This window comes from Nocardia sp. CNS-044 (genome assembly GCF_059570515.1).
In genome coordinates this window covers 1441690-1459308 of the sequence record NZ_JCANSX010000005.1, presented here as the reverse complement: position 1 = coordinate 1459308, position 17619 = coordinate 1441690, and the positions used below count along the sequence as shown (strand labels likewise).

19 protein-coding genes are annotated in these 17619 nt (G+C 69.0%); 5 read left to right on the top strand and 14 right to left on the bottom strand.

Annotated features, from left to right (window positions below; genetic code table 11):
- The first annotated feature begins 21 nt into the window (after window positions 1-21).
- Window positions 22-357, top strand: a complete 336-nt coding sequence (locus T333_RS07325) for a metal-sensitive transcriptional regulator (protein ID WP_067785038.1) — start codon at window positions 22-24, stop codon at window positions 355-357.
- Window positions 358-364: 7 nt separating this feature from the next.
- On the opposite strand, the gene T333_RS07320 is transcribed toward T333_RS07325, so the two are convergent.
- The 5 genes from T333_RS07320 to T333_RS07300 form a co-directional block, all read right to left on the bottom strand.
- Complete coding sequence (locus tag T333_RS07320) at window positions 365-1282, bottom strand: TAXI family TRAP transporter solute-binding subunit (RefSeq protein WP_355000108.1); 918 nt, start codon at window positions 1280-1282, stop codon at window positions 365-367.
- Window positions 1279-2712 carry a sensor histidine kinase gene (locus tag T333_RS07315; RefSeq protein WP_357245830.1) on the bottom strand — a complete coding sequence of 478 codons (1434 nt, stop codon included), beginning with the start codon at window positions 2710-2712 and terminating at the stop codon, window positions 1279-1281. The genes T333_RS07320 and T333_RS07315 overlap by 4 nt, the downstream gene beginning before the upstream one ends.
- 19 nt (window positions 2713-2731) lie before the next feature.
- Window positions 2732-3391, bottom strand: coding sequence for a response regulator transcription factor (locus tag T333_RS07310; RefSeq protein ID WP_355000538.1), 660 nt, complete (start codon window positions 3389-3391; stop codon window positions 2732-2734).
- Window positions 3392-3437: 46 nt separating this feature from the next.
- Window positions 3438-4811 carry an MFS transporter gene (locus T333_RS07305; protein ID WP_355000110.1) on the bottom strand — a complete coding sequence of 458 codons (1374 nt, stop codon included), beginning with the start codon at window positions 4809-4811 and terminating at the stop codon, window positions 3438-3440.
- 133 nt (window positions 4812-4944) lie between these two features.
- Entirely contained in the window at window positions 4945-5772 is an 828-nt protein-coding gene (locus T333_RS07300; protein ID WP_355000111.1) for an LLM class F420-dependent oxidoreductase, read from the bottom strand.
- Window positions 5773-6057: 285 nt separating this feature from the next.
- Between T333_RS07300 and T333_RS07295 the strand changes: the two genes are divergently transcribed.
- Complete coding sequence (locus tag T333_RS07295; protein WP_355000539.1) at window positions 6058-6498, top strand: Hsp20/alpha crystallin family protein; 441 nt, start codon at window positions 6058-6060, stop codon at window positions 6496-6498.
- A gap of 48 nt (window positions 6499-6546) precedes the next feature.
- Here the strand turns inward: T333_RS07295 and truA are convergent, their stop codons facing one another.
- From truA to infA, 8 genes are all read right to left on the bottom strand, one after another.
- On the bottom strand, window positions 6547-7359 hold the full coding sequence (gene truA, locus T333_RS07290) for a tRNA pseudouridine(38-40) synthase TruA (protein WP_355000540.1): 813 nt from the start codon (window positions 7357-7359) through the stop codon (window positions 6547-6549).
- Between the two features lie 208 nt (window positions 7360-7567).
- Window positions 7568-8110, bottom strand: a complete 543-nt coding sequence (gene rplQ, locus T333_RS07285) for a 50S ribosomal protein L17 (protein ID WP_355000112.1) — start codon at window positions 8108-8110, stop codon at window positions 7568-7570.
- Window positions 8111-8159: 49 nt separating this feature from the next.
- Window positions 8160-9218 carry a DNA-directed RNA polymerase subunit alpha gene (locus tag T333_RS07280; protein WP_067785162.1) on the bottom strand — a complete coding sequence of 353 codons (1059 nt, stop codon included), beginning with the start codon at window positions 9216-9218 and terminating at the stop codon, window positions 8160-8162.
- Between the two features lie 100 nt (window positions 9219-9318).
- Complete coding sequence (gene rpsD, locus T333_RS07275; protein ID WP_067785061.1) at window positions 9319-9924, bottom strand: 30S ribosomal protein S4; 606 nt, start codon at window positions 9922-9924, stop codon at window positions 9319-9321.
- A gap of 22 nt (window positions 9925-9946) precedes the next feature.
- Entirely contained in the window at window positions 9947-10360 is a 414-nt protein-coding gene (rpsK, locus tag T333_RS07270) for a 30S ribosomal protein S11 (RefSeq protein ID WP_014981768.1), read from the bottom strand.
- A gap of 9 nt (window positions 10361-10369) precedes the next feature.
- Window positions 10370-10741 carry a 30S ribosomal protein S13 gene (gene rpsM / locus T333_RS07265; RefSeq protein ID WP_043687550.1) on the bottom strand — a complete coding sequence of 124 codons (372 nt, stop codon included), beginning with the start codon at window positions 10739-10741 and terminating at the stop codon, window positions 10370-10372.
- A 202-nt stretch (window positions 10742-10943) separates the two neighbouring features.
- Window positions 10944-11057 carry a 50S ribosomal protein L36 gene (gene rpmJ / locus T333_RS07260; RefSeq protein ID WP_011207363.1) on the bottom strand — a complete coding sequence of 38 codons (114 nt, stop codon included), beginning with the start codon at window positions 11055-11057 and terminating at the stop codon, window positions 10944-10946.
- Between the two features lie 151 nt (window positions 11058-11208).
- Window positions 11209-11430, bottom strand: a complete 222-nt coding sequence (infA, locus tag T333_RS07255; protein ID WP_003418601.1) for a translation initiation factor IF-1 — start codon at window positions 11428-11430, stop codon at window positions 11209-11211.
- A 404-nt stretch (window positions 11431-11834) separates the two neighbouring features.
- Between infA and T333_RS07250 the strand changes: the two genes are divergently transcribed.
- Window positions 11835-15368, top strand: a complete 3534-nt coding sequence (locus T333_RS07250; protein WP_496423970.1) for a MinD/ParA family ATP-binding protein — start codon at window positions 11835-11837, stop codon at window positions 15366-15368.
- 121 nt (window positions 15369-15489) lie between these two features.
- Here T333_RS07250 and T333_RS07245 read toward each other — a convergent pair whose 3' ends face one another.
- Entirely contained in the window at window positions 15490-15867 is a 378-nt protein-coding gene (locus T333_RS07245) for a DUF4254 domain-containing protein (RefSeq protein WP_355000113.1), read from the bottom strand.
- Between the two features lie 296 nt (window positions 15868-16163).
- Between T333_RS07245 and T333_RS07240 the strand changes: the two genes are divergently transcribed.
- Both T333_RS07240 and T333_RS07235 read left to right on the top strand, forming a co-directional pair.
- Window positions 16164-16973, top strand: a complete 810-nt coding sequence (locus T333_RS07240; RefSeq protein ID WP_355000114.1) for a GntR family transcriptional regulator — start codon at window positions 16164-16166, stop codon at window positions 16971-16973.
- The gene (locus T333_RS07235; protein ID WP_355000115.1) at window positions 16970-17599 is read left to right on the top strand and encodes a GNAT family N-acetyltransferase; all 630 of its coding nucleotides are present in this window, start codon (window positions 16970-16972) and stop codon (window positions 17597-17599) included. Before T333_RS07240 ends, T333_RS07235 begins: the two co-directional genes overlap by 4 nt.
- The last annotated feature ends 20 nt before the right edge of the window (window positions 17600-17619 follow it).

Sequence of the window (17619 nt, the reverse complement as noted above, 5' to 3'; positions counted from 1 at the left end):
GCAGGCAGCAAGGAGACAGCGGTGACCACCCCGGACGCGAGCACCACCAAGGACCAGCCGGGCCACGACCACTCGGCACACGGCTACATCACCGCCAAGGACGACTACCTCAAGCGCCTGCGCCGCATCGAGGGTCAGGCGCGCGGGTTGCAGCGGATGGTCGAAGAGGAGAAGTACTGCATCGACATCCTCACCCAGGTCTCCGCGATGACGAAGGCGCTGCAGGCGGTGGCGATGGGGCTGTTGGAAGACCACATCAGCCACTGCGTGGTGGACGCCGCGGTGGCGGGCGGCCCCGAAGCCGACGCCAAGATCAAAGAAGCCACCGACGCGATCGCGCGGCTGGTGCGCTCCTGATCGAGCTTCACCCGTGGCGCCGCCGATAGGCCGCGGCCGCGCCAGGGTGCAGCGGAATAGGGCCGGTGCCGATCAATGAACGCGCGTCCAGGAACTGAGTGCCCGCGGCCTCGGCCGGGACCAGCGCGTCCGGATGTCCGGCCAGCAGATCGACGATCGCGGCGGCGGCCTCGTCCGGCAACGTGGGCGCGGCGAGCAACAGGTTCGCCACACCGATCGTGGTGATCGCGGAGCCACCCGGATAGGCGTCGCGCGGGATCTCGACGCGGTCGTAGATGTGCCCGTAGCGCTGACGCAGCGGGACTGCCAGATCACCGAGATCCACCAAACGCATCCGCAGTGGAACCTCCAGCGCCGCGGTCGGGACGCCGCCCGCCCACAGCAGCGCGTCGACGGCGCCGGAACGCAGGGCCGCCGCGGCGTCGCGCAGCGGGCGATGCTCCACGATGACGTCGGTCGCCGGATCCAGCCCGGCCGCGAGCAGTATCCGCTCTCCCGTCAGCGCCGCGCCGGAACCCTCGGCGCCGAGATTCACGCGCTTGCCGCGCAATTCGACGACCCGGCGGACGGTGCTGTCGACCCGCACGGCCAACTGCAAGTAGTTCTCGTAGACCCGGCCGAGCGCGAGCACGCCGCCCGGCGCGTCCCTGCTCGAATCCGCCAGCGCCAGACCGGCTTGCGCGTCTCCCCTGGCCAGCATGGTGAGGTTGTCCTGGGAGCCCGAGGTGGCGACCGGCTCGATCCGCACCGTCCCGATCTGCGCGGCCGCGGCGGCCAGCAGACGCGCGAACGCATGATAGAAGCCGCCCACCTCACCGGAGGCCAACCGGACCACCGGATCGTCGCCGCTCCCGCAGCCCGCGACACCCGCGACGCCGAGCGCCGCGAGCGCCAGGAACTTGCGCCGGTCGAGCCGCCCCGTCACGACGCCACCACCGCGGGCAGACGAACCGCGACCGCGAGTCCGTGCGGCGACACCTCGGAGACCGACAGCGCACCGCCACGCGCCTGGGCGAGCGCCGCCGCGATCGGCAGACCGAGGCCGGAACCCCCTGGCTGCGCAGCGGAACCACGGAAGAAGCGCGTGGTGAGCTTGTGGATCTCGTCGGCGGGCACGCCGCGGCCGTCGTCGCGGACCGTCACCGTGATCCAGTCCGGCTCGATTCCCACGGACACGACAGTGCTCGCGCCGCTACCCGCGTACCGATTCGAATTGCTCAGCGGCACATCGAGAATCTGTGCCAGCACATCCGCCGAGACGGCGGCCTCGGCAGGCGACCCCGGCTGCTCGGCGCGCAGCGACTGCCCCGCCGCGTCGAACGCGGAATGCCAGGCGTCGATCCGATCGGCCACGACTTGCCCGGCGTCGCAACGGTGTTCCTCGGCGCCCGCCGCGGTGGCGAAGCCGTCCGGCGTCTCCGCGACGGCCAGCGTGAGGAGTCCGTCGAGCAGCGTGGTGAGCCGGTCCACCTCCGCGCTCGCGCCGCGGAAGGTGTCGGCCGCGCTCTCCGGTACGGCGTACTCGAGCGAGTCCAGCCGAATGGTGAGCGCGGCCAACGGATTGCGCATCGCGTGCGCGGTGTCGGCCACCAGTTGCCGTTGCGCCTCCGTGGAGTCGGCGACCGCGAGCGCCATGGCGTCGAAAGACTCCGCGACGGCGCGCATTTCGGGCGGTCCGCCGTAGTGCCTGGCGATGGATGGCGGCGGCGCGTCGTCGGAAGTCTGCGGCGCGGGTCGCGCCTTCGGCAGCGTCGCGGTCAATTCGGCGACGGCGCGGGACAGGGCCGCGAGCGGCCGCAGCACCCAGCGGCTCAGCGTCAGCGCGAGCATCGTGAACAGCACCATGGCCGCGGCGCCGCCCAAACCGATGACCAGCCAGGCGCGGGTGATGTCGCGGCGCGCCTGCGCGGTGGACGCCTCGATGACGACGGCCCCGTTGACCTGCACGCCGGTCCCGACCGGCCGCGCGACGAGCATCATCGGATCGCTCCACGGCATCAGCCGGTCGATCGGATGCGGTCGCTGATTGCGCCGCGCGTCGGCGACCGCCGCGACCACGGCCGGATCGATGATGTCCACGCCCGCGTTGACCGCGGTCGCACCGCGCGCGTCGACCACGAGCACGTTCTCGTCGTACAACTCGTGGTATCGCGCGACCTCCTCGGCGAGCGCGGCGTCGTTTCCTTCCACCCCGACGGCGTCGGCGAGGGTGGCGAACCGATCCGCGTCACCGGAACGGCCGAGCACCAACTCCTGGGTCCGGCTGGTGGCATAGGTCAACGACAGCGGCACCGCGAACGCCAGGACCGCGATCGCCGCGAACACCGTCAGCGCGGCAAGCAGTCTGCGCCGCATGGCCTTCCGTCCTCCACGCTCACTGTCCCCACCGGTATCCGTAGCCGCGGATCGTGGTGATCAGCCCCGGCCGGTTCAGCTTGGCGCGCAGACCGGTCATGTGCACGTCCAGCGAACGCGACACCGCGACGAACGCGTCGCCCCAGATCCGGTCCATCAGCTGCTGGCGGCTCACCGCCGCGCCCGGTCGTTCCACCAGCGCCTCGACCAGCTCGAATTCCTTCTGCGTCAACGCGACCGGCGCACCGCCGACCTCGACGACCCGGGCCGCGAGATCGACTCGCACGTCACCGGTGACCACCTCGGTGCGCTCGGACTGCGCCACCGCGGCGGCCCGGCGCAGCACCGTCTCCAGCCGCGCCAGCAGCTCCGCGATCCGCGGCGGCTTCACCAGGTAGTCGTCGGCGCCGCCGCGCAATCCGCGCACGATGGAGCGTTCGTCGCTGCGGGCGGTCAGTATCAGCACGGGCACCGTGCTCACCTCGCGCAGTTGCCGCAGCACCTGCAGACCGTCGCCGTCGGGCAGTCCGAGATCGAGGATGACAGCGTCGTAGCGGCGGTGATCGAGCAGTAACTCGCTACCGCGCCGCTTGCGGTCGGCGGAGTAACCGCGGGCATTGAGCGCCTCGACGAGCGCGTCGCCCACGCCGTCGTCATCTTCGACCACCGCAAGCCGCACGCGCCGATCCTGCCACATGGGCAGGATCGGCGCGGAGACGAGTCGCTCAGCCACGCACGGTGGCCATCGGACGGTCGTCATCGGTATCGGCGCTCGCCGCGGCGACGCGTGCCTTCTCGTCGGCGTCGATCGTGGACTCGGCCGAGGTCTCCCGCATGAACCAGTAGGTGACCAGCGAGATCGCGATACAGCCCGCCACGTAGTAGAAGTACACCGACTCCGCACCCGCCTTCTTCAGCGCGAGGGCGATCATCTCCGCGGTGCCGCCGAAGATCGCGACGGTCAGCGCGTAGGGCAGGCCGACGCCGAGCGCGCGGATCTTGGTCGGGAACAGCTCGGCCTTCACGATGGCGTTGATCGAGGTGTAGCCGGTGATGATGATCAGAGCCAACATCATCAGGCCCCAGGCCGCGACCGGGTTCGAGGTGTCGGCGAGCACGGTCATGATCGGAACGGTGCACAGCGTGCCGCAAATGCCGAAGAACAGCAGCAGCTTCCGTCGGCCGATCCTGTCGGACAACCCGCCCGCCAGCGGCTGCAGCACCACGAACACCAGCAGCGCGACGAAGTTGATCCAGGCCACCGTGCCCTTGGAGATGCCGGAGGTGTTGATCATGAACTTCTGCATGTAGGTGGTGTAGGTGTAGAACGCCACCGTGCCGCCGAGGGTCAGGCCGACAACGAGCAGGCACTCCCGCGGGTACTGCAGCAGCACCTTCAGCGAACCGCGCGAGGACCCGCTCGCCTCCTTCGAACCCGAGGCCTCCGCCTCGAACGACGCGGACTCGTCCATCCCGCGCCGCAGCACCATCACGACGAGCGCACCGCACGCGCCGATCGCGAACGGGATTCGCCAACCCCAGGAATGCATCTGGGCGGAGGTGAGCACCTGCAGCAGCACGATCTGCACGCCGAGAGCGGTGAGCTGACCGGCGACCAGGGTCACGTACTGGAAGCTCGAGTAGAACCCGCGCCGACCGGCCGACGCGACCTCGGACAGGTAGGTCGCGCTGGTGGCGTACTCACCGCCGACCGAGAGGCCCTGCAGCAGTCGCGCGAGCAGCAGCAGCACCGGCGCGGCGATGCCGATGGTCTGGTAGCCCGGCGTGACCGCGATGAGCAGCGAACCGGCCGCCATCACCGTCACCGACAGGGTCAGCGCGGCGCGCCTGCCGAACCGGTCCGCGTAGCGGCCGAGCGCCCAGCCGCCGAGCGGGCGCATCAGGAACCCGACCGCGAAAACCGCCGCCGTGGACAGCAGCTGTGCGGTCGAATCCCCTTCGGGGAAGAACGTTTTCGCGAAGTACACACTGAACGCCGCGTAGACGTACCAGTCGTACCACTCGACCAGGTTGCCGATCGATCCGCGCAGCACGTTCGCGACAACGCGGCGCTCGCTCGTGGGCTGTGTCGTAGTCACCCGAATCTCCTCCTTCAACGCGTCTTCGCGTCAGCTGGAAGAGAGTGTGTCGGCAGTCACAAGGCGTTCGGAAGCGTGCGGCGGGTTTTCTAACTGTCTCTTAGGACGGTCGCCCGCCGCACGCTCGCGCAGGTCAGGCGCGCAGCAAGGGGGCGAGCGCGCGCAGCGACGCGAGGTAGTCGTCGCCGAGCGCTTGGAGAGCGACGTGGTCGGCGCCCGCGTCGACATGGGCGACGAGCTGCTCGGCCACCCGCTCCGCGGAGCCGTGCACCGCCAGCTGATCGACCAGCCGATCGCTGCCCGGGGTGGCGACATCGGCGTCATCGAAGCCGAGCCTGCGCAGGTTCGCGACGTAGTTGCCCAGCCCGAGGTACATCGGCACGATCGTGCGACCGACTTCGCGCGCCCGCTCCGGGTCTTCCTCGACGACGAGTTTCTGCTCGACGGCCAACAGGGTGCCCTCGCCGAGAATCGCCCGGGCGCGGCGCGAATGCTCGGGAGTAACCAGATACGGGAGGGCGCCCGCGGTCCTGTCGCGTGCGAGTTCCAGCACGCGCGGACCCAAGGCGGCGAGTGCCAGCCGCTGCTTCGGCACTCCGGCCGCGTCCAGCTCGTCGAGGTACGCGACCAACGCCTCGTAAGGCTTGAGATACGGGTCGTTGAACTCCGGGTGCCCGGCGCCGACACCGAGCAGGAAGCGGCCGGGGAAGCTCTCCTCGATGCGGTGGAACGACTCCGCGACCGTCTTCGCCGGAGCCGACCAGATGTTCACGATGCTGGTGGCCACCGTGAGCGACTCCGTCGCGGCGAGCAGCGATTCCACCACGGGCAGGTCCGCGGGCGGCGAACCGCCGAGCCACACCGTGCCGTAGCCGAGCTGCTCCAGCTCGCTCGCCTCGTCCGGAGTCACCCCCTGGTAGCCGCGCCACACACCGAAACGTCCGAGACCATCAATTGTCATGTGGGGAAGGAACAGTTGTTGTCCCCGTTCCTATTCCGCACGGCCGTCGACACTCGAAGACACAGCGGTCAGCTGCTTCGAGAGCGCCCGGCTGCCTCGGACGCCGGCTTCTACCCCGGCCGTCCAGCTGTTCCGGCGCGACGGTTCGGTCGTGCGACACGGCATCGAAAACCACCGCCGAAAGTATTAGCACTCCCGCCCCGGGAGTGCTAACTTTGATGGTGCACAGCTTCCGGCGCCCGCCGCCGTGGTGGCGCCGACGTCAATGAGATGGAGGTGATTGCTGTGCTGCGGTTCGATCCATTCCATGACATCGACACAGTTGCTCGCCAGTTGCTCGGCGAGAACGTCGGGTCGACGCGCGCACCGCGCTTCATGCCGATGGATCTGTTCAGAGCGGGCGACCACTACGTCCTCAACGCCGATCTGCCCGGTGTGGATCCCGGCTCGGTCGACGTGAGCGTGGACAACGGCACCCTCACCCTGCGCGCGCAGCGCAGCGTGCCGAGCGAGGAAGGCGTCCAGTGGATTGCCTCCGAGCGCTTCGCGGGCACCTACATGCGCCAGCTCTCCCTCGGCGACAACGTCGATGCCGACAAGATCAGCGCGACCTACAACAACGGCGTCCTCTCGGTGACCATCCCGATCGCAGAACGGGCCAAGCCGCGCCGCATCGAGATCTCCGGCCACTCGCAGCCGAAGACCATCGAGGCGGGCGGCAGCTGAGCCATTCCGGTACCGCGGTTCGCTGAAGCCTGCCGCGGTACCGGTCCCCTATCCCTCTCCGCCGCAGCAGCCTCGGTTCGGCACGGTGCGCATTTCCCTGGTCTCGGCATTGCGCGCGGCCAAGTCCGCGTCGGCCGGGTAGTCGACAGCGACCAGGCTCAGGCCGTGGGCGGGCGCGACGGTCACCGCGCTGGAACGCTCGGTCTCGTTCAGTAGTCCGGCGATCCACTCCGGCGTACGCCTGCCCTCGCCGACGGCGAGCACCGCGCCGACCAGGCTGCGCACCATCGACCAGCAGAACGCGTCCGCGCTGACGTACGCGGTGAGCAGGTCCCCCTCGCGCTCCCAGTCGAAGCGCTGCAATTCGCGGACCGTGGTCGCGCCCTCCCTGCGGCGGCAGAACGCGGCGAAATCGTGCAGCCCCAACAGGTTTCCGGATGCCGCGCGCATGGCGGCCAGATCCACACCGGGGCGGCACGGCACGATGCTACGGGCGGTCAGCGGCTCGGCGCCGTAGGGCGCGGTGGTGAGCCGGTACACGTAGTGGCGGCGGATCGCCGAGAAGCGCGCGTCGAATTGCGGCGGCGCGAGCCGGGCGGCCTTGATGCGCACGTCTTTCGGGAGGAAGCGCGCCATCCTGTGCACGAGCTTGTCGCCGTCGAACTCGGCGGTGGTGTCGAAGTGCGCGACCTGTCCTTCGGCGTGCACGCCCGCGTCCGTGCGACCCGCGACGGTCAGCTGGATCGGCTCACGGAACACCTTGCTCAGCGACTCCTCCAGCACACCCTGCACGGTGCGCAGGCCCGGCTGGCGGGCCCAGCCGATGAAATCGGTTCCGTCGTAGGAGATGTCGAGGCGCACCCGTACGGCGGCCGGGGCCTCGGCGGCCGCTGCGGGCTCCGGCTGCGAGCTCACCGTTCCCATCGAATCCTCCACTGTCACAACGACTCCTCATCGACGCGAATGAGCCCGCCACCCACAAGGGCGGCGGGCTCATTCGAGAAATCCCGACCCAGGTCAAGCGTCCGGCACATCCCCGCATGCGCGGGGAACAACCCGACGTCAGGCGTCAGGCGTCCTTCTTGTCCTCGGCGGACTCGTCGGCGGGCTCATCCCCGGCAGTCTGGGGAGCCGATTCCTCTGCGGTCTCGGCGACAGCCTCGTCCGTCTTCTCCTCGGCGGCCGCCGGAGCGGCCTCTTCCGCCTTCTGCGAAGCGGCCACGCGACGGGCGCGATCGGCCTCGTTGGTCACGGTCTTCTCCCGGACCAGCTCGATGATCGCCATCGGCGCGTTGTCACCCTTACGCGGCAGCGTCTTGGTGATGCGGGTGTAGCCACCCTCGCGTCCATCGAACGACGGCCCGATCTCCGCGAAGAGCGAGTGCACGACGTCCTTGTTGCGGATCACCTTCAGCACCTCGCGACGGTCGGCGAGGGTGCCGCCCTTCGCCTTGGTGATGAGCTTCTCCGCGTAGGGGCGCACGGCCTTGGCCTTGGCCTCGGTGGTGGTGATCCGGCCGTGCTCGAAGAGCGCCGTGGCCAGATTGGCGAAGATCGCCTTCTGGTGCGACGCCGACCCGCCGAAGCGGGCACCCTTCTTGGGCTTAGGCATTGTTGATTCTCCTTGTATGCGGCCGGGCCGGGGCGCCTACCCCAGCGGCCTAGAGCTGTTCGGTCTCGGCGTAGTCCTGCTCGCCGCCATCGGTGTCACTGAACGTGCCGCTGTCGCTCCACGTGCCGGTGCTCGCGTCGTAACCCACCACGGAGGACGGGTCGAACGACGCCGGGCTGTCCTTCAGCGAGAGGCCGAGCGCGTGCAGCTTGACCTTCACCTCGTCGATGGACTTCTGGCCGAAGTTGCGGATGTCCAGCAGATCCGACTCGGTGCGGGCGACCAGCTCGCCCACCGTGTGCACACCCTCGCGCTTGAGGCAGTTGTAGGACCGGACGGTGAGGTCCAGGTCCTCGATCGGCAGACCGAACGAGGCGATGTGATCCGCCTCGGCCGGCGAGGGGCCGATCTCGATGCCTTCGGCTTCGACGTTCAGCTCGCGAGCCAGGCCGAACAGCTCGACCAGGGTCTTGCCCGCCGAGGCGAGCGCGTCCCGCGCGCTGATGGAGTTCTTGGTCTCCACGTCCAGGATGAGCCGGTCGAAGTCGGTGCGCTGCTCGACACGGGTGGCCTCGACTTTGTAGGTCACCTTGAGCACCGGGGAGTAGATCGAATCCACCGGGATCCGGCCGATTTCCGCACCGGACGCCTTGTTCTGCACAGCGGGGACGTAACCGCGACCGCGCTCGACGACGAGCTCGATCTCGAGCTTGCCCTTGTCGTTCAGGGTGGCGATGTGCATGTCCGGGTTGTGCACGACGACGCCGGCGGGCGGCACGATGTCACCGGCGGTGACGGTGCCGGGACCCTGCTTGCGCACGTACATCGTCACCGGCTCGTCCTCCTCCGAGGACACGACCAGACCCTTGAGGTTCAGGATGATGTCGGTGACATCTTCCTTCACGCCGGGGACGGTGGTGAACTCGTGCAGAACGCCGTCGATGCGGATGCTCGTGACCGCGGCCCCCGGGATCGAGGACAGCAGGGTACGCCGCAGCGAGTTGCCGAGGGTGTAGCCGAAGCCCGGCTCGAGGGGTTCGATGGTGAACTTCGAGCGGTTCTCGGCCACGACCTCTTCGGTCAGGGTCGGACGCTGGGAAATCAGCATGAGGATCATCCTCCTTTTAGGGCGCCCGCTATTTGACGCCTCGTTTTAAGGGGTTGTGCGGCAGGGGCGAAACCCCCGCCGCACCAGCGGCATTCGCTGATTACTTCGAGTAGTACTCGACGATCAGCTGTTCCTGCAGCGGCACATCGATCTGGGCGCGCTCCGGCTCCTGGTGGACCAGGATCCGCAGACGGCCCGGGATCACCTGCAACCAGCCCGGAACCGGGCGATCGCCGAGGGTCTCCCGCGCGACCTGGAAAGGCAGGGTCGGCAGCGACTTTTCCTTGACGTCGATGATGTCGTACTGGCTCACCTTGTAGCTGGGCACGTCGACCTTGACGCCGTTGACCAGGAAGTGGCCGTGGCTGACGAGCTGACGGGCCTGGCGACGGGTGCGCGCCAGACCGGCGCGGTACACGACGTTGTCGAGGCGGGTCTCGAGCAGACGAAGCAGGTTATCACCGGTCTTGCCCTTGAGGCGGTTGGCCTCTTCGTAGTACCGGCGGAACTGCTTCTCCATGACGCCGTAGGAGAAGCGAGCCTTCTGCTTCTCCTGCAGCTGGAGCAGGTACTCGCTCTCCTTGATACGCGCACGGCCGTGCTGGCCGGGCGGGTACGGGCGACGCTCGAACGCCTGATCGCCGCCGACGAGGTCGACGCGCAGACGACGCGACTTGCGGGTGATGGGTCCGGTGTAACGGGCCATTTCGCTCTACCTTCCTTTCCCGCTAGACGCGACGCCGCTTGGGCGGACGGCAGCCGTTGTGCGGCTGCGGGGTGACATCGGAGATCGTGCCCACCTCGAGGCCCGCGGCCTGCAGCGAACGGATCGCGGTCTCACGGCCCGAACCCGGGCCCTTGACGAACACGTCGACCTTCTTGACGCCGTTCTCCTGCGCCTTGCGGGCAGCGTTCTCGGCGGCGAGCTGCGCGGCGAACGGGGTCGACTTACGCGAACCCTTGAAGCCGACGTGACCCGACGACGCCCAGGAGATGACGTTGCCGTTCGGGTCGGTGATGGACACGATCGTGTTGTTGAACGTGCTCTTGATGTGCGCGTGGCCGTGCGGGACGTTCTTCTTTTCCCTGCGACGCGACTTCTGGGTCTTCTTGGGGCCGGAGGCCCTGCTCTTAGGAGGCATCCGTATCCCTTACTTCTTCTTGCCTGCGACGGTGCGCTTCGGGCCCTTGCGGGTGCGCGCGTTGGTCTTGGTCCGCTGGCCACGCACGGGCAGGCCACGACGGTGGCGCAGGCCCTGGTAGCAGCCGATCTCGATCTTGCGGCGGATGTCGGCCTGCACCTCACGGCGCAGGTCACCCTCGACCTTGAACTCCGAAGCCTCGATGTAGTCGCGGAGCTTCGTCAGGTCGTCGTCGCTGAGGTCCTTCGAACGCAGGTCCGGGCTGACGCCGGTGGCCTCGAGGATCTCCTGGGAGCGGGTACGGCCGATGCCGAAAATGTAGGTCAGCGCGATCTCCATGCGCTTTTCGCGCGGGAGGTCGACGCCCATGAGACGTGCCATGTGGCAGTTTCCTTAATCGTTGCGGAGGTCTGCTCCCTGTCCGTTCCCCCGTCTTGTTTGGGGCACCGGCCTCCGTACCGGTGGTTGGCTCGCACGCCCCGTTCCCTCTCTCGAGAGCCCGAATTTCCACAGCGTGCGGCTGGAGCTGGGAGTTCTTCTCTGTGCCAATCCGAACTGCGTTCGGTGCTTGGCGGTGAAACGATCAGCCCTGGCGCTGCTTGTGGCGCAGGTTGTCGCAGATCACCATGACCCGGCCGTGGCGGCGGATCACCTTGCACTTCTCGCAGATCTTCTTGACGCTCGGCTGAACCTTCACGTCCGTCCAATCTCGTTGCGGTCCACACGGGTGTGAACACAGTTTTTCCCCAGCCTGGCGACTGGGGAAGTCTTCGTTGTGCCGTCCTCGCGGACGGTGGTCAAATGAAACGACTCAGGCGAGTGCGTTCCCGCAAGCTCGCCCGCTCGATTCACTTGTATCGATAAACGATGCGACCGCGGGACAGGTCGTAGGGCGAAAGCTCGACGACCACCCGGTCCTCGGGAAGGATGCGAATGTAGTGCTGCCGCATCTTTCCGCTGATGTGCGCGAGAACCTTGTGCCCGTTCTCGAGCTCGATCCGGAACATCGCATTGGGCAGCGGCTCGACAACTCGACCCTCGACCTCGATGGCCCCGTCTTTCTTCGCCATGTCCTCCGCGATCCCGGTTCGCTGGTCGGCATTGCCGATCGAACCTGGTGTGATTGCCTGGTGTCTGCTTGTATGTACCGGTCGGCGTAACCGGACCGGCGGCATGCAAACAGGCGGCGCATAGGTGCACCGCCGCTCCAGCTTACCGGGAGGCATCCGATCCGGCAAAAACACCTCGCCGTGCAGTCCCCGGCGTGGCCGCTCCCTGCCCCGCGTCGAGCGACGCCGGTCACGTAAACTGACCGAGTCCAGGAAACGGTCGAGCAGACTTAGGGGGATGCCGTGAGCCAGCGTACCGGGCGTGCCGCAGGCGCCGCGCCCCTCGGCCACGGCGGGGCCGAGCGCGAGCGCAGCGGGCGAGCCATCTCGGGCACGACGAAGCCGAGCGACAGTGAGGCGATGCGGTGAGTCGCAACAACGACGGCCTGCCGATGCTGCCGCCGTGGCTGTCCGACAGCGAGGTCAACGGCGGCTACGAGGCACCGGTACAGAATCTTCCGCACGACGACATCATCGACGACGCACCCGACCGCAAACGCAAGGGCCGCAAATCGCAGGCGCCGGAAGGCCGGCACGACGCGAGTCAGGGCTCCGGCCGCAAGGACAAGAAGCGCAGGTGGCTGGGCCGCGACAAGGACGAGCCGGTAGAGGAACAGCCCGCCGAGCCGCGGCCGCGAGGGGATTCGTGGGGTCGGCCGCAGTCGGGTGATTCGTGGTCGTCCGGTACGGACGCCGAGGGCCGCCCCGGGCATTCGCCGCAGCAGACCACGCACGGCCAAGGCGACCGCAACGGTTCATGGCAGCCCATGGAAGGTCCCGGTCGGACCAGCGGGCCGGGCAGCGCGCCGCAGCAGCCGATGGAAGGACGCGGGCCGGTGCCGCCGCAAGGCGGCGGTGGCTATATACCCCAGCAGCCGATCGGTGATTCCGGCCGCCAATCACCGGGCGGGCCTGGTCGAGCGCAGCCGGATCAGTTCGGCGGGCCGGGGCTGATTCCCGCACAGCAGTTCGGCGGCCAGGGACAGCCGGGCCAAGAGCCGGTCGGCGACGCCGGGCGATGGAGTAGTGGACCGGAGCAGGCGCATCCGGGGCACTTCGGTGGGCCCGGTCAGGCGTCCCCGCAGCAATTCGGCGGCCCCGGTCGCGATTCGCGACAGCACGGTGGCCCAGAGCAGGCGTATCAGCCGTCGACCGGCGGCCCCGGTCAAGCGCCACCGCAACACGGCGGCCCCGGCCAGGTGCCGACGCCGCAGCACGGCGGACCCGAACAGATCCACGGCGCGTCCGCGTATGCGCCCGGTTCGACGAGCGGGCCCGGACAGCAACAGCATCCGACGGGCCCCGGGCAACCGCCGATCGACGGATCGGGCGCGCAGCATCCGGACGCCCAGCGCCCAGGCTCTCGCCTGCCCACCCGGCAGCCGAGCCAGCCTTCCGAGGGCTTCCAACCCCTCGGTCAGCGCACGCCCACGCCGACGACCCCGCCGCCCGCACCCGAGCCGCCGCCTTCGAACGAGGCGACCACGCGCTACCAGCGCCAGCTCCCCGACCTGCCGCCACCGCCGAGCGAGGTCCGGCCGTCCCCGGCCGAGGACAGCTCTGCCCGGCGGGCCCAGAACGACTTCGCCGCCCGGACCACCGAGGCCGAAGGCCGCATTCCCGCACCGGATGCCGAGCACCCCGTGTCCGCTCCGGCGGCTGAGGGTCGCACGGCCGCGCAGACGGGTCAGGTCTTTGCCCCGGCGACCGAGGGTCGCACTCCCGCGCAAGCTGGCGAGGGTGACGTCTCCAACGCGGCAGCGCAGGTCGCCGAGGGAAGCACCTCGACCACGTCGGACGCGAGTCGTTCTTCGAGCGAATTCGACAGTGCTCCACCGTGGCTCGCGGGCCCGAGCGCGAGCAGCGCGACCGCCGCGTCGGGTCCGGCCGCAGCCGCGCCATCCGCGGAGCAAGGCCTCCCGCCGCGTACGCAGGAGGGGTCGGCGCCATCGAGCGACGTCCCGCCGTCTTGGCTCGGCGGTGCCGAGCAGCGTCAGCCGAGTACCCGCCCCGAGCTGCCGCCGCCGCCGACCGCCGAACAAGCTGGGGCGCAAGCGTCTTCGCCGACCGCGCAGCAGGCGCCGACGTTCCCGAGCGACATCGCTCGACCGGCCGAGGCCGCCCCGGCCGCGCACTCGGGCGTCCCGGGCGGGACGTCCGCGACCCCCGATCCCGCTACCGGAACCGAGCGTCCGAGCTCTGCGTCTCAGCCGGTCGCCGACGACAGAGCGTTCGACGCGAGTCAGCGCTCTTCCACTCGGCCCGGCGATCGGACCGAGGGCGAGATCCCGCAGGGCCCCGCCGATTCCGCGTACGGACGCGACGCGGTCGGACGAGGCCAGGGCGGCGAGTTCACGCGCGACCCGGCCGTAAGCTCGGGCACGGCCGAGGACGCCGAGTCCGCGGGCGGCAGGCACCGATTGCCCGCCGAACCGAACGCGGGTGAGCGACAGTGGGGCGCACCGGGTCCGGCGCAGGGCGGACATCGGGCTCCGGTCAGCGATCAGCCCGCCCCCGGCCAGGTACGCCGCGATCCCGGCGTGTTCGCGCAGCAGGGCGGCCAGGCGCCGGGCGGCGAAATGCCTTGGTCCCAGTCGGGATACGGCCCGCAGGCGCCGAATCCGCAGGACGGTCCCCCGCCCTCCGGCTATGCCGACCAGCGGCAAGGCGGTTTCGCACCCACCCCGGGTCCCGACGCCAGTGCCTACCACATTCCCGGCGACCGGCGGCCCGGCGAACCGGGGTATCCGGCGTCGTCCGGGCCGGGGACGGTCGAGCCCGCGAACAACGCGCCTGGCTTCATCCCCGCGGCAGCCGAACAGCACCCGTCCTCCCCTCCGGCGTGGAACCAGGCGGCGCAACCTCCCGCGCCCCCGCAGGGTCCCGCTGCCGAGAGCTGGGGTCAGCAGCCGCACCGACCGGCCGCCGAGAGCTGGGGCCACCAGCCGCACGGCGGTCCGCACCAGCACGGCCAGCCCTCGCTGGACGACGTGCCGTTGCGCCGCGCCAAGAAGGCGCCGGGCAGCGGGTGGCGTAAAGCCGTGCACCACATGTCCGGTGGCGCGATCAATCCCGGCATGTCGGCCGAGGAGTTGCGGCTGCAGGAACTGGTGGCGCGGATCAGGCAGCCCGTCCGCGGCGATTACCGCATCGCGGTGCTCTCGCTGAAGGGCGGCGTCGGCAAGACGACGACCACCATGGGCCTCGGGTCCATCTTCGCCTCCATCCGCGGCGACCGGGTGATCGCGGTCGACGCCAACCCGGACTTCGGCACTCTCTCCCAGCGAGTTCCTTTGCAAACCCGGTCCACGGTGCGCGATCTGCTGCTCGATCCGTCGATCGAGCGCTACTCGGACGTGCGCAGGCACACCTCGCAGGCCACCAGCCGACTGGAAGTGCTTGCCAGCGAACGCGATCCGGCGGCGTCGGAGGCGTTCAACGACGAGGAATATCGAGCGGTCGCCCGAATCCTGCAGCGCTACTACAACATCATCCTCACCGACTGCGGCACCGGACTGATGCACTCGGCGATGGCGGGCGTGCTCGACCTGGCGCACTCGCTGGTGCTCATCTCGTCAGCGGCGATCGACGGCGCGCGCAGCGCCGCGGCGACGCTGGACTGGTTGTCCCTGCACGGTCACGATCACCTGGTGCGCAACGCCGTCGTGGTGATCAACCTGCCGCGTGAGGGTTCGCCGAACGTGGGCGTGCAGCAGCTGCGCGAGTACTTCCTGTCGCGGTGCCGCGCGGTGCACATCATCCCGTACGACTCGCACCTCTCGGAGGGCGCCGAGATCGACCTGCACCGGCTCAGCAAGCAGGCCAAGCGCGCCTACGTGGAACTGGCCGCGACGGTCGCCGACGAGTTCGGCGTCGACCACCGCCGTTTCCACGCCTGAGCGCCGGGTTCGATCGAGAACGCCTTCGACGAAGAACACAGCGCGACAGCCGTTGCGCACCAAGAAGGTTCGCCGGTCGGGTGCCGAGGAGGGGGTACGACACCCGACCGAACGAACCACCTCACCACTCGGGCAGCCGCCTCCGACCCGCGAGCACGTCGCGGATCAGGTCGTCGTAGGCGTCCGCCAATTCGGCGAGATGGTGCCAGGCGCAGTGCAATAGCTCGTCGTGCGCGTCGAGAGTCATCAGCGCGTGGTGCGCACGCACCGAGGACTCCGCGAGCCGATCGATCACCGCGCCTACGGTCTCCGTGTGCAAGGTGGCGCCGAGCCGATGCTGGGGGACGCTGCGCGTCACCCAGTCATCGATGGCCAGCACCAATTCGCCTCGGCGCCGTTCGTTTTCGAGAATGTGCGTCGGATCGGTGCTGACCGAGCCGCCGCGGCCGACCAGCCGCCGCTCGTGCAGCACCGCCAAATCACGGGCGAACCAGAGCAAGGGGCCACCTACGACCCGATGCCCTCGACACGCCCGAACAAGTAGATCCGAAGTGGGCAGTAGCCCGGTAGTCACGGACTGCACTGCCGTATCGACACACCGGGGTGTGTCGGGAAGAGCCATCACAACCGTTGATGAATCCGAACCTGCCACGTTGCCTCGCCGTTCATCGCCGCACAACACCGGATCAGGACGTTCATTACAATAAACCTCTGAAGGCACCTGTCAAGCGTTACCCGCCCGTAGGAGGTAACGAAGAGTACACTTCGTTACCTGCACGACCACCGAGGAGCAAGATGGCGGACGGTCCGACGTATCACCGGATCGCAGACCTCCTCCGCGAGGAGATCCGCTCAGGCAAATGGAATCCGGGCGATCGACTTCCGAGTCACACCGAGCTGGCCGAGCAGATGCAGGTCTCGATCACCACGGCCCGCAACGCCGTACAGGTTCTTGTCGCCGAAAATCTCGTCTATACAGCTACTTCCCGCGGAACGATCGTCCGAAACCAGGAAGTGCTCGAGTCGGTGATGACCGACCATATCCGTCCCGACCGCCCCAAGACGCCGCACGACATCTTCGAAGAGATCGCCCGCCGCGCGGATCGGGTGCCCACCAAGGAGTTCAGCGCGCGGATGGAGCCCGCGACGGCGCAGGTCGCGCAGTGGCTCGGCGTGCCGGAGGACTCTTGGGTGCTCGCCCGCACCGTCGTGCAGTACCTGGACAACGAACCGTGGTCCTGGGAGGTCAGCTTCTATCCCCGAGACCTGGCCGAAGCCACCGGAATCGACTCGCCGCACGACATCCCCGAGGGCACCACCCGCAGGATGGCCGACCGCGGCCACCCCGAGACCGCCCACCGCGACACGCTCGTGGCGCGGCCGGCCAGTGCGGAGGAGGCGATCGTGCTCGGCGTCGCGACCGGAACGATCCTGCTGGATCATCTGCGCATCGGTGCGGATCGCACCCGGGTCACCCGGGCGACGAGGCAACGCTCCATCGCCACGCGCAACCGCTTGGCCTACGAACTCGGCGACGCCGAGGGAACCGCCGTCATCCGGCAAACTTTGGGCGATTCGTATAGGCCAGGTATCTCTTTGCTATGACTACCGTTTTCCGCCAGGCCGACATCGGTGATCTCGGCATGATCTGCCGCCTGCGCGTCCAGCGCACCGCCTGGCTCACTGCCCGCGGTTCCGACCAGTGGACGATCGCCGGTCGCGGACTGCCCATCGAGATTTTCGCCCGCGGGGTCGGCCGCTCGCTGGACGCGGGCGAGACCTGGATCGCCGAGGTCGATGGCGAACCGGCAGCAACCATTACCGTCAACGATCGCGCCGACCCCGGCCTGTGGTCGCAGTGGGAGCTCGCCGACGCGGTCGTCGTGCACTTCATGATCGTCGACCTGCGTTTCGCCGGGCAACGTCTCGGCCATCGCATGCTCGCGCACGCCGGGCAGCTGGCCAGGGAACGCGACCGCGACTGGGTTCGCCTCGATGCCTGGACGACCAACGCCGACCTGCACGACTACTACCGCAGAGCGGGCTTCCACATGGCGCGCATCGCGGGACCGATCGCCCGCGGCCCCTCCCGTGCGCTGTTCGAACGCCGCACCGACAGCTGGGATTTCGAGCAGAAGCTCGCCATCCCCGCCGCGGGCCTGCCGTCGGCGACACCCCTACTGGACCCGCCGACGGACACCATCCTCGCTCCCCCGGCGCTGCCGAACTGAGCAGGCAGCGCCGGAGCGAA

What these genes read in the sequence shown, in the direction of transcription:
- T333_RS07315 (WP_357245830.1), bottom strand. Translation starts at nt 2,712, where the DNA reads ATGCGGCGCAGACTGCTTGCCGCGCTGACGGTGTTCGCGGCGATCGCG.
- T333_RS07300 (WP_355000111.1), bottom strand. Translation starts at nt 5,772, where the DNA reads ATGACAATTGATGGTCTCGGACGTTTCGGTGTGTGGCGCGGCTACCAG.
- rplQ (WP_355000112.1), bottom strand. Translation starts at nt 8,110, where the DNA reads ATGCCTAAGCCCAAGAAGGGTGCCCGCTTCGGCGGGTCGGCGTCGCAC.
- T333_RS07280 (WP_067785162.1), bottom strand. Translation starts at nt 9,218, where the DNA reads ATGCTGATTTCCCAGCGTCCGACCCTGACCGAAGAGGTCGTGGCCGAG.
- rpsD (WP_067785061.1), bottom strand. Translation starts at nt 9,924, where the DNA reads ATGGCCCGTTACACCGGACCCATCACCCGCAAGTCGCGTCGTCTGCGC.
- rpsK (WP_014981768.1), bottom strand. Translation starts at nt 10,360, where the DNA reads ATGCCTCCTAAGAGCAGGGCCTCCGGCCCCAAGAAGACCCAGAAGTCG.
- rpsM (WP_043687550.1), bottom strand. Translation starts at nt 10,741, where the DNA reads ATGGCACGTCTCATGGGCGTCGACCTCCCGCGCGAAAAGCGCATGGAG.
- infA (WP_003418601.1), bottom strand. Translation starts at nt 11,430, where the DNA reads ATGGCGAAGAAAGACGGGGCCATCGAGGTCGAGGGTCGAGTTGTCGAG.
- T333_RS07240 (WP_355000114.1), top strand. Translation starts at nt 16,164, where the DNA reads ATGGCGGACGGTCCGACGTATCACCGGATCGCAGACCTCCTCCGCGAG.
- T333_RS07235 (WP_355000115.1), top strand. Translation starts at nt 16,970, where the DNA reads ATGACTACCGTTTTCCGCCAGGCCGACATCGGTGATCTCGGCATGATC.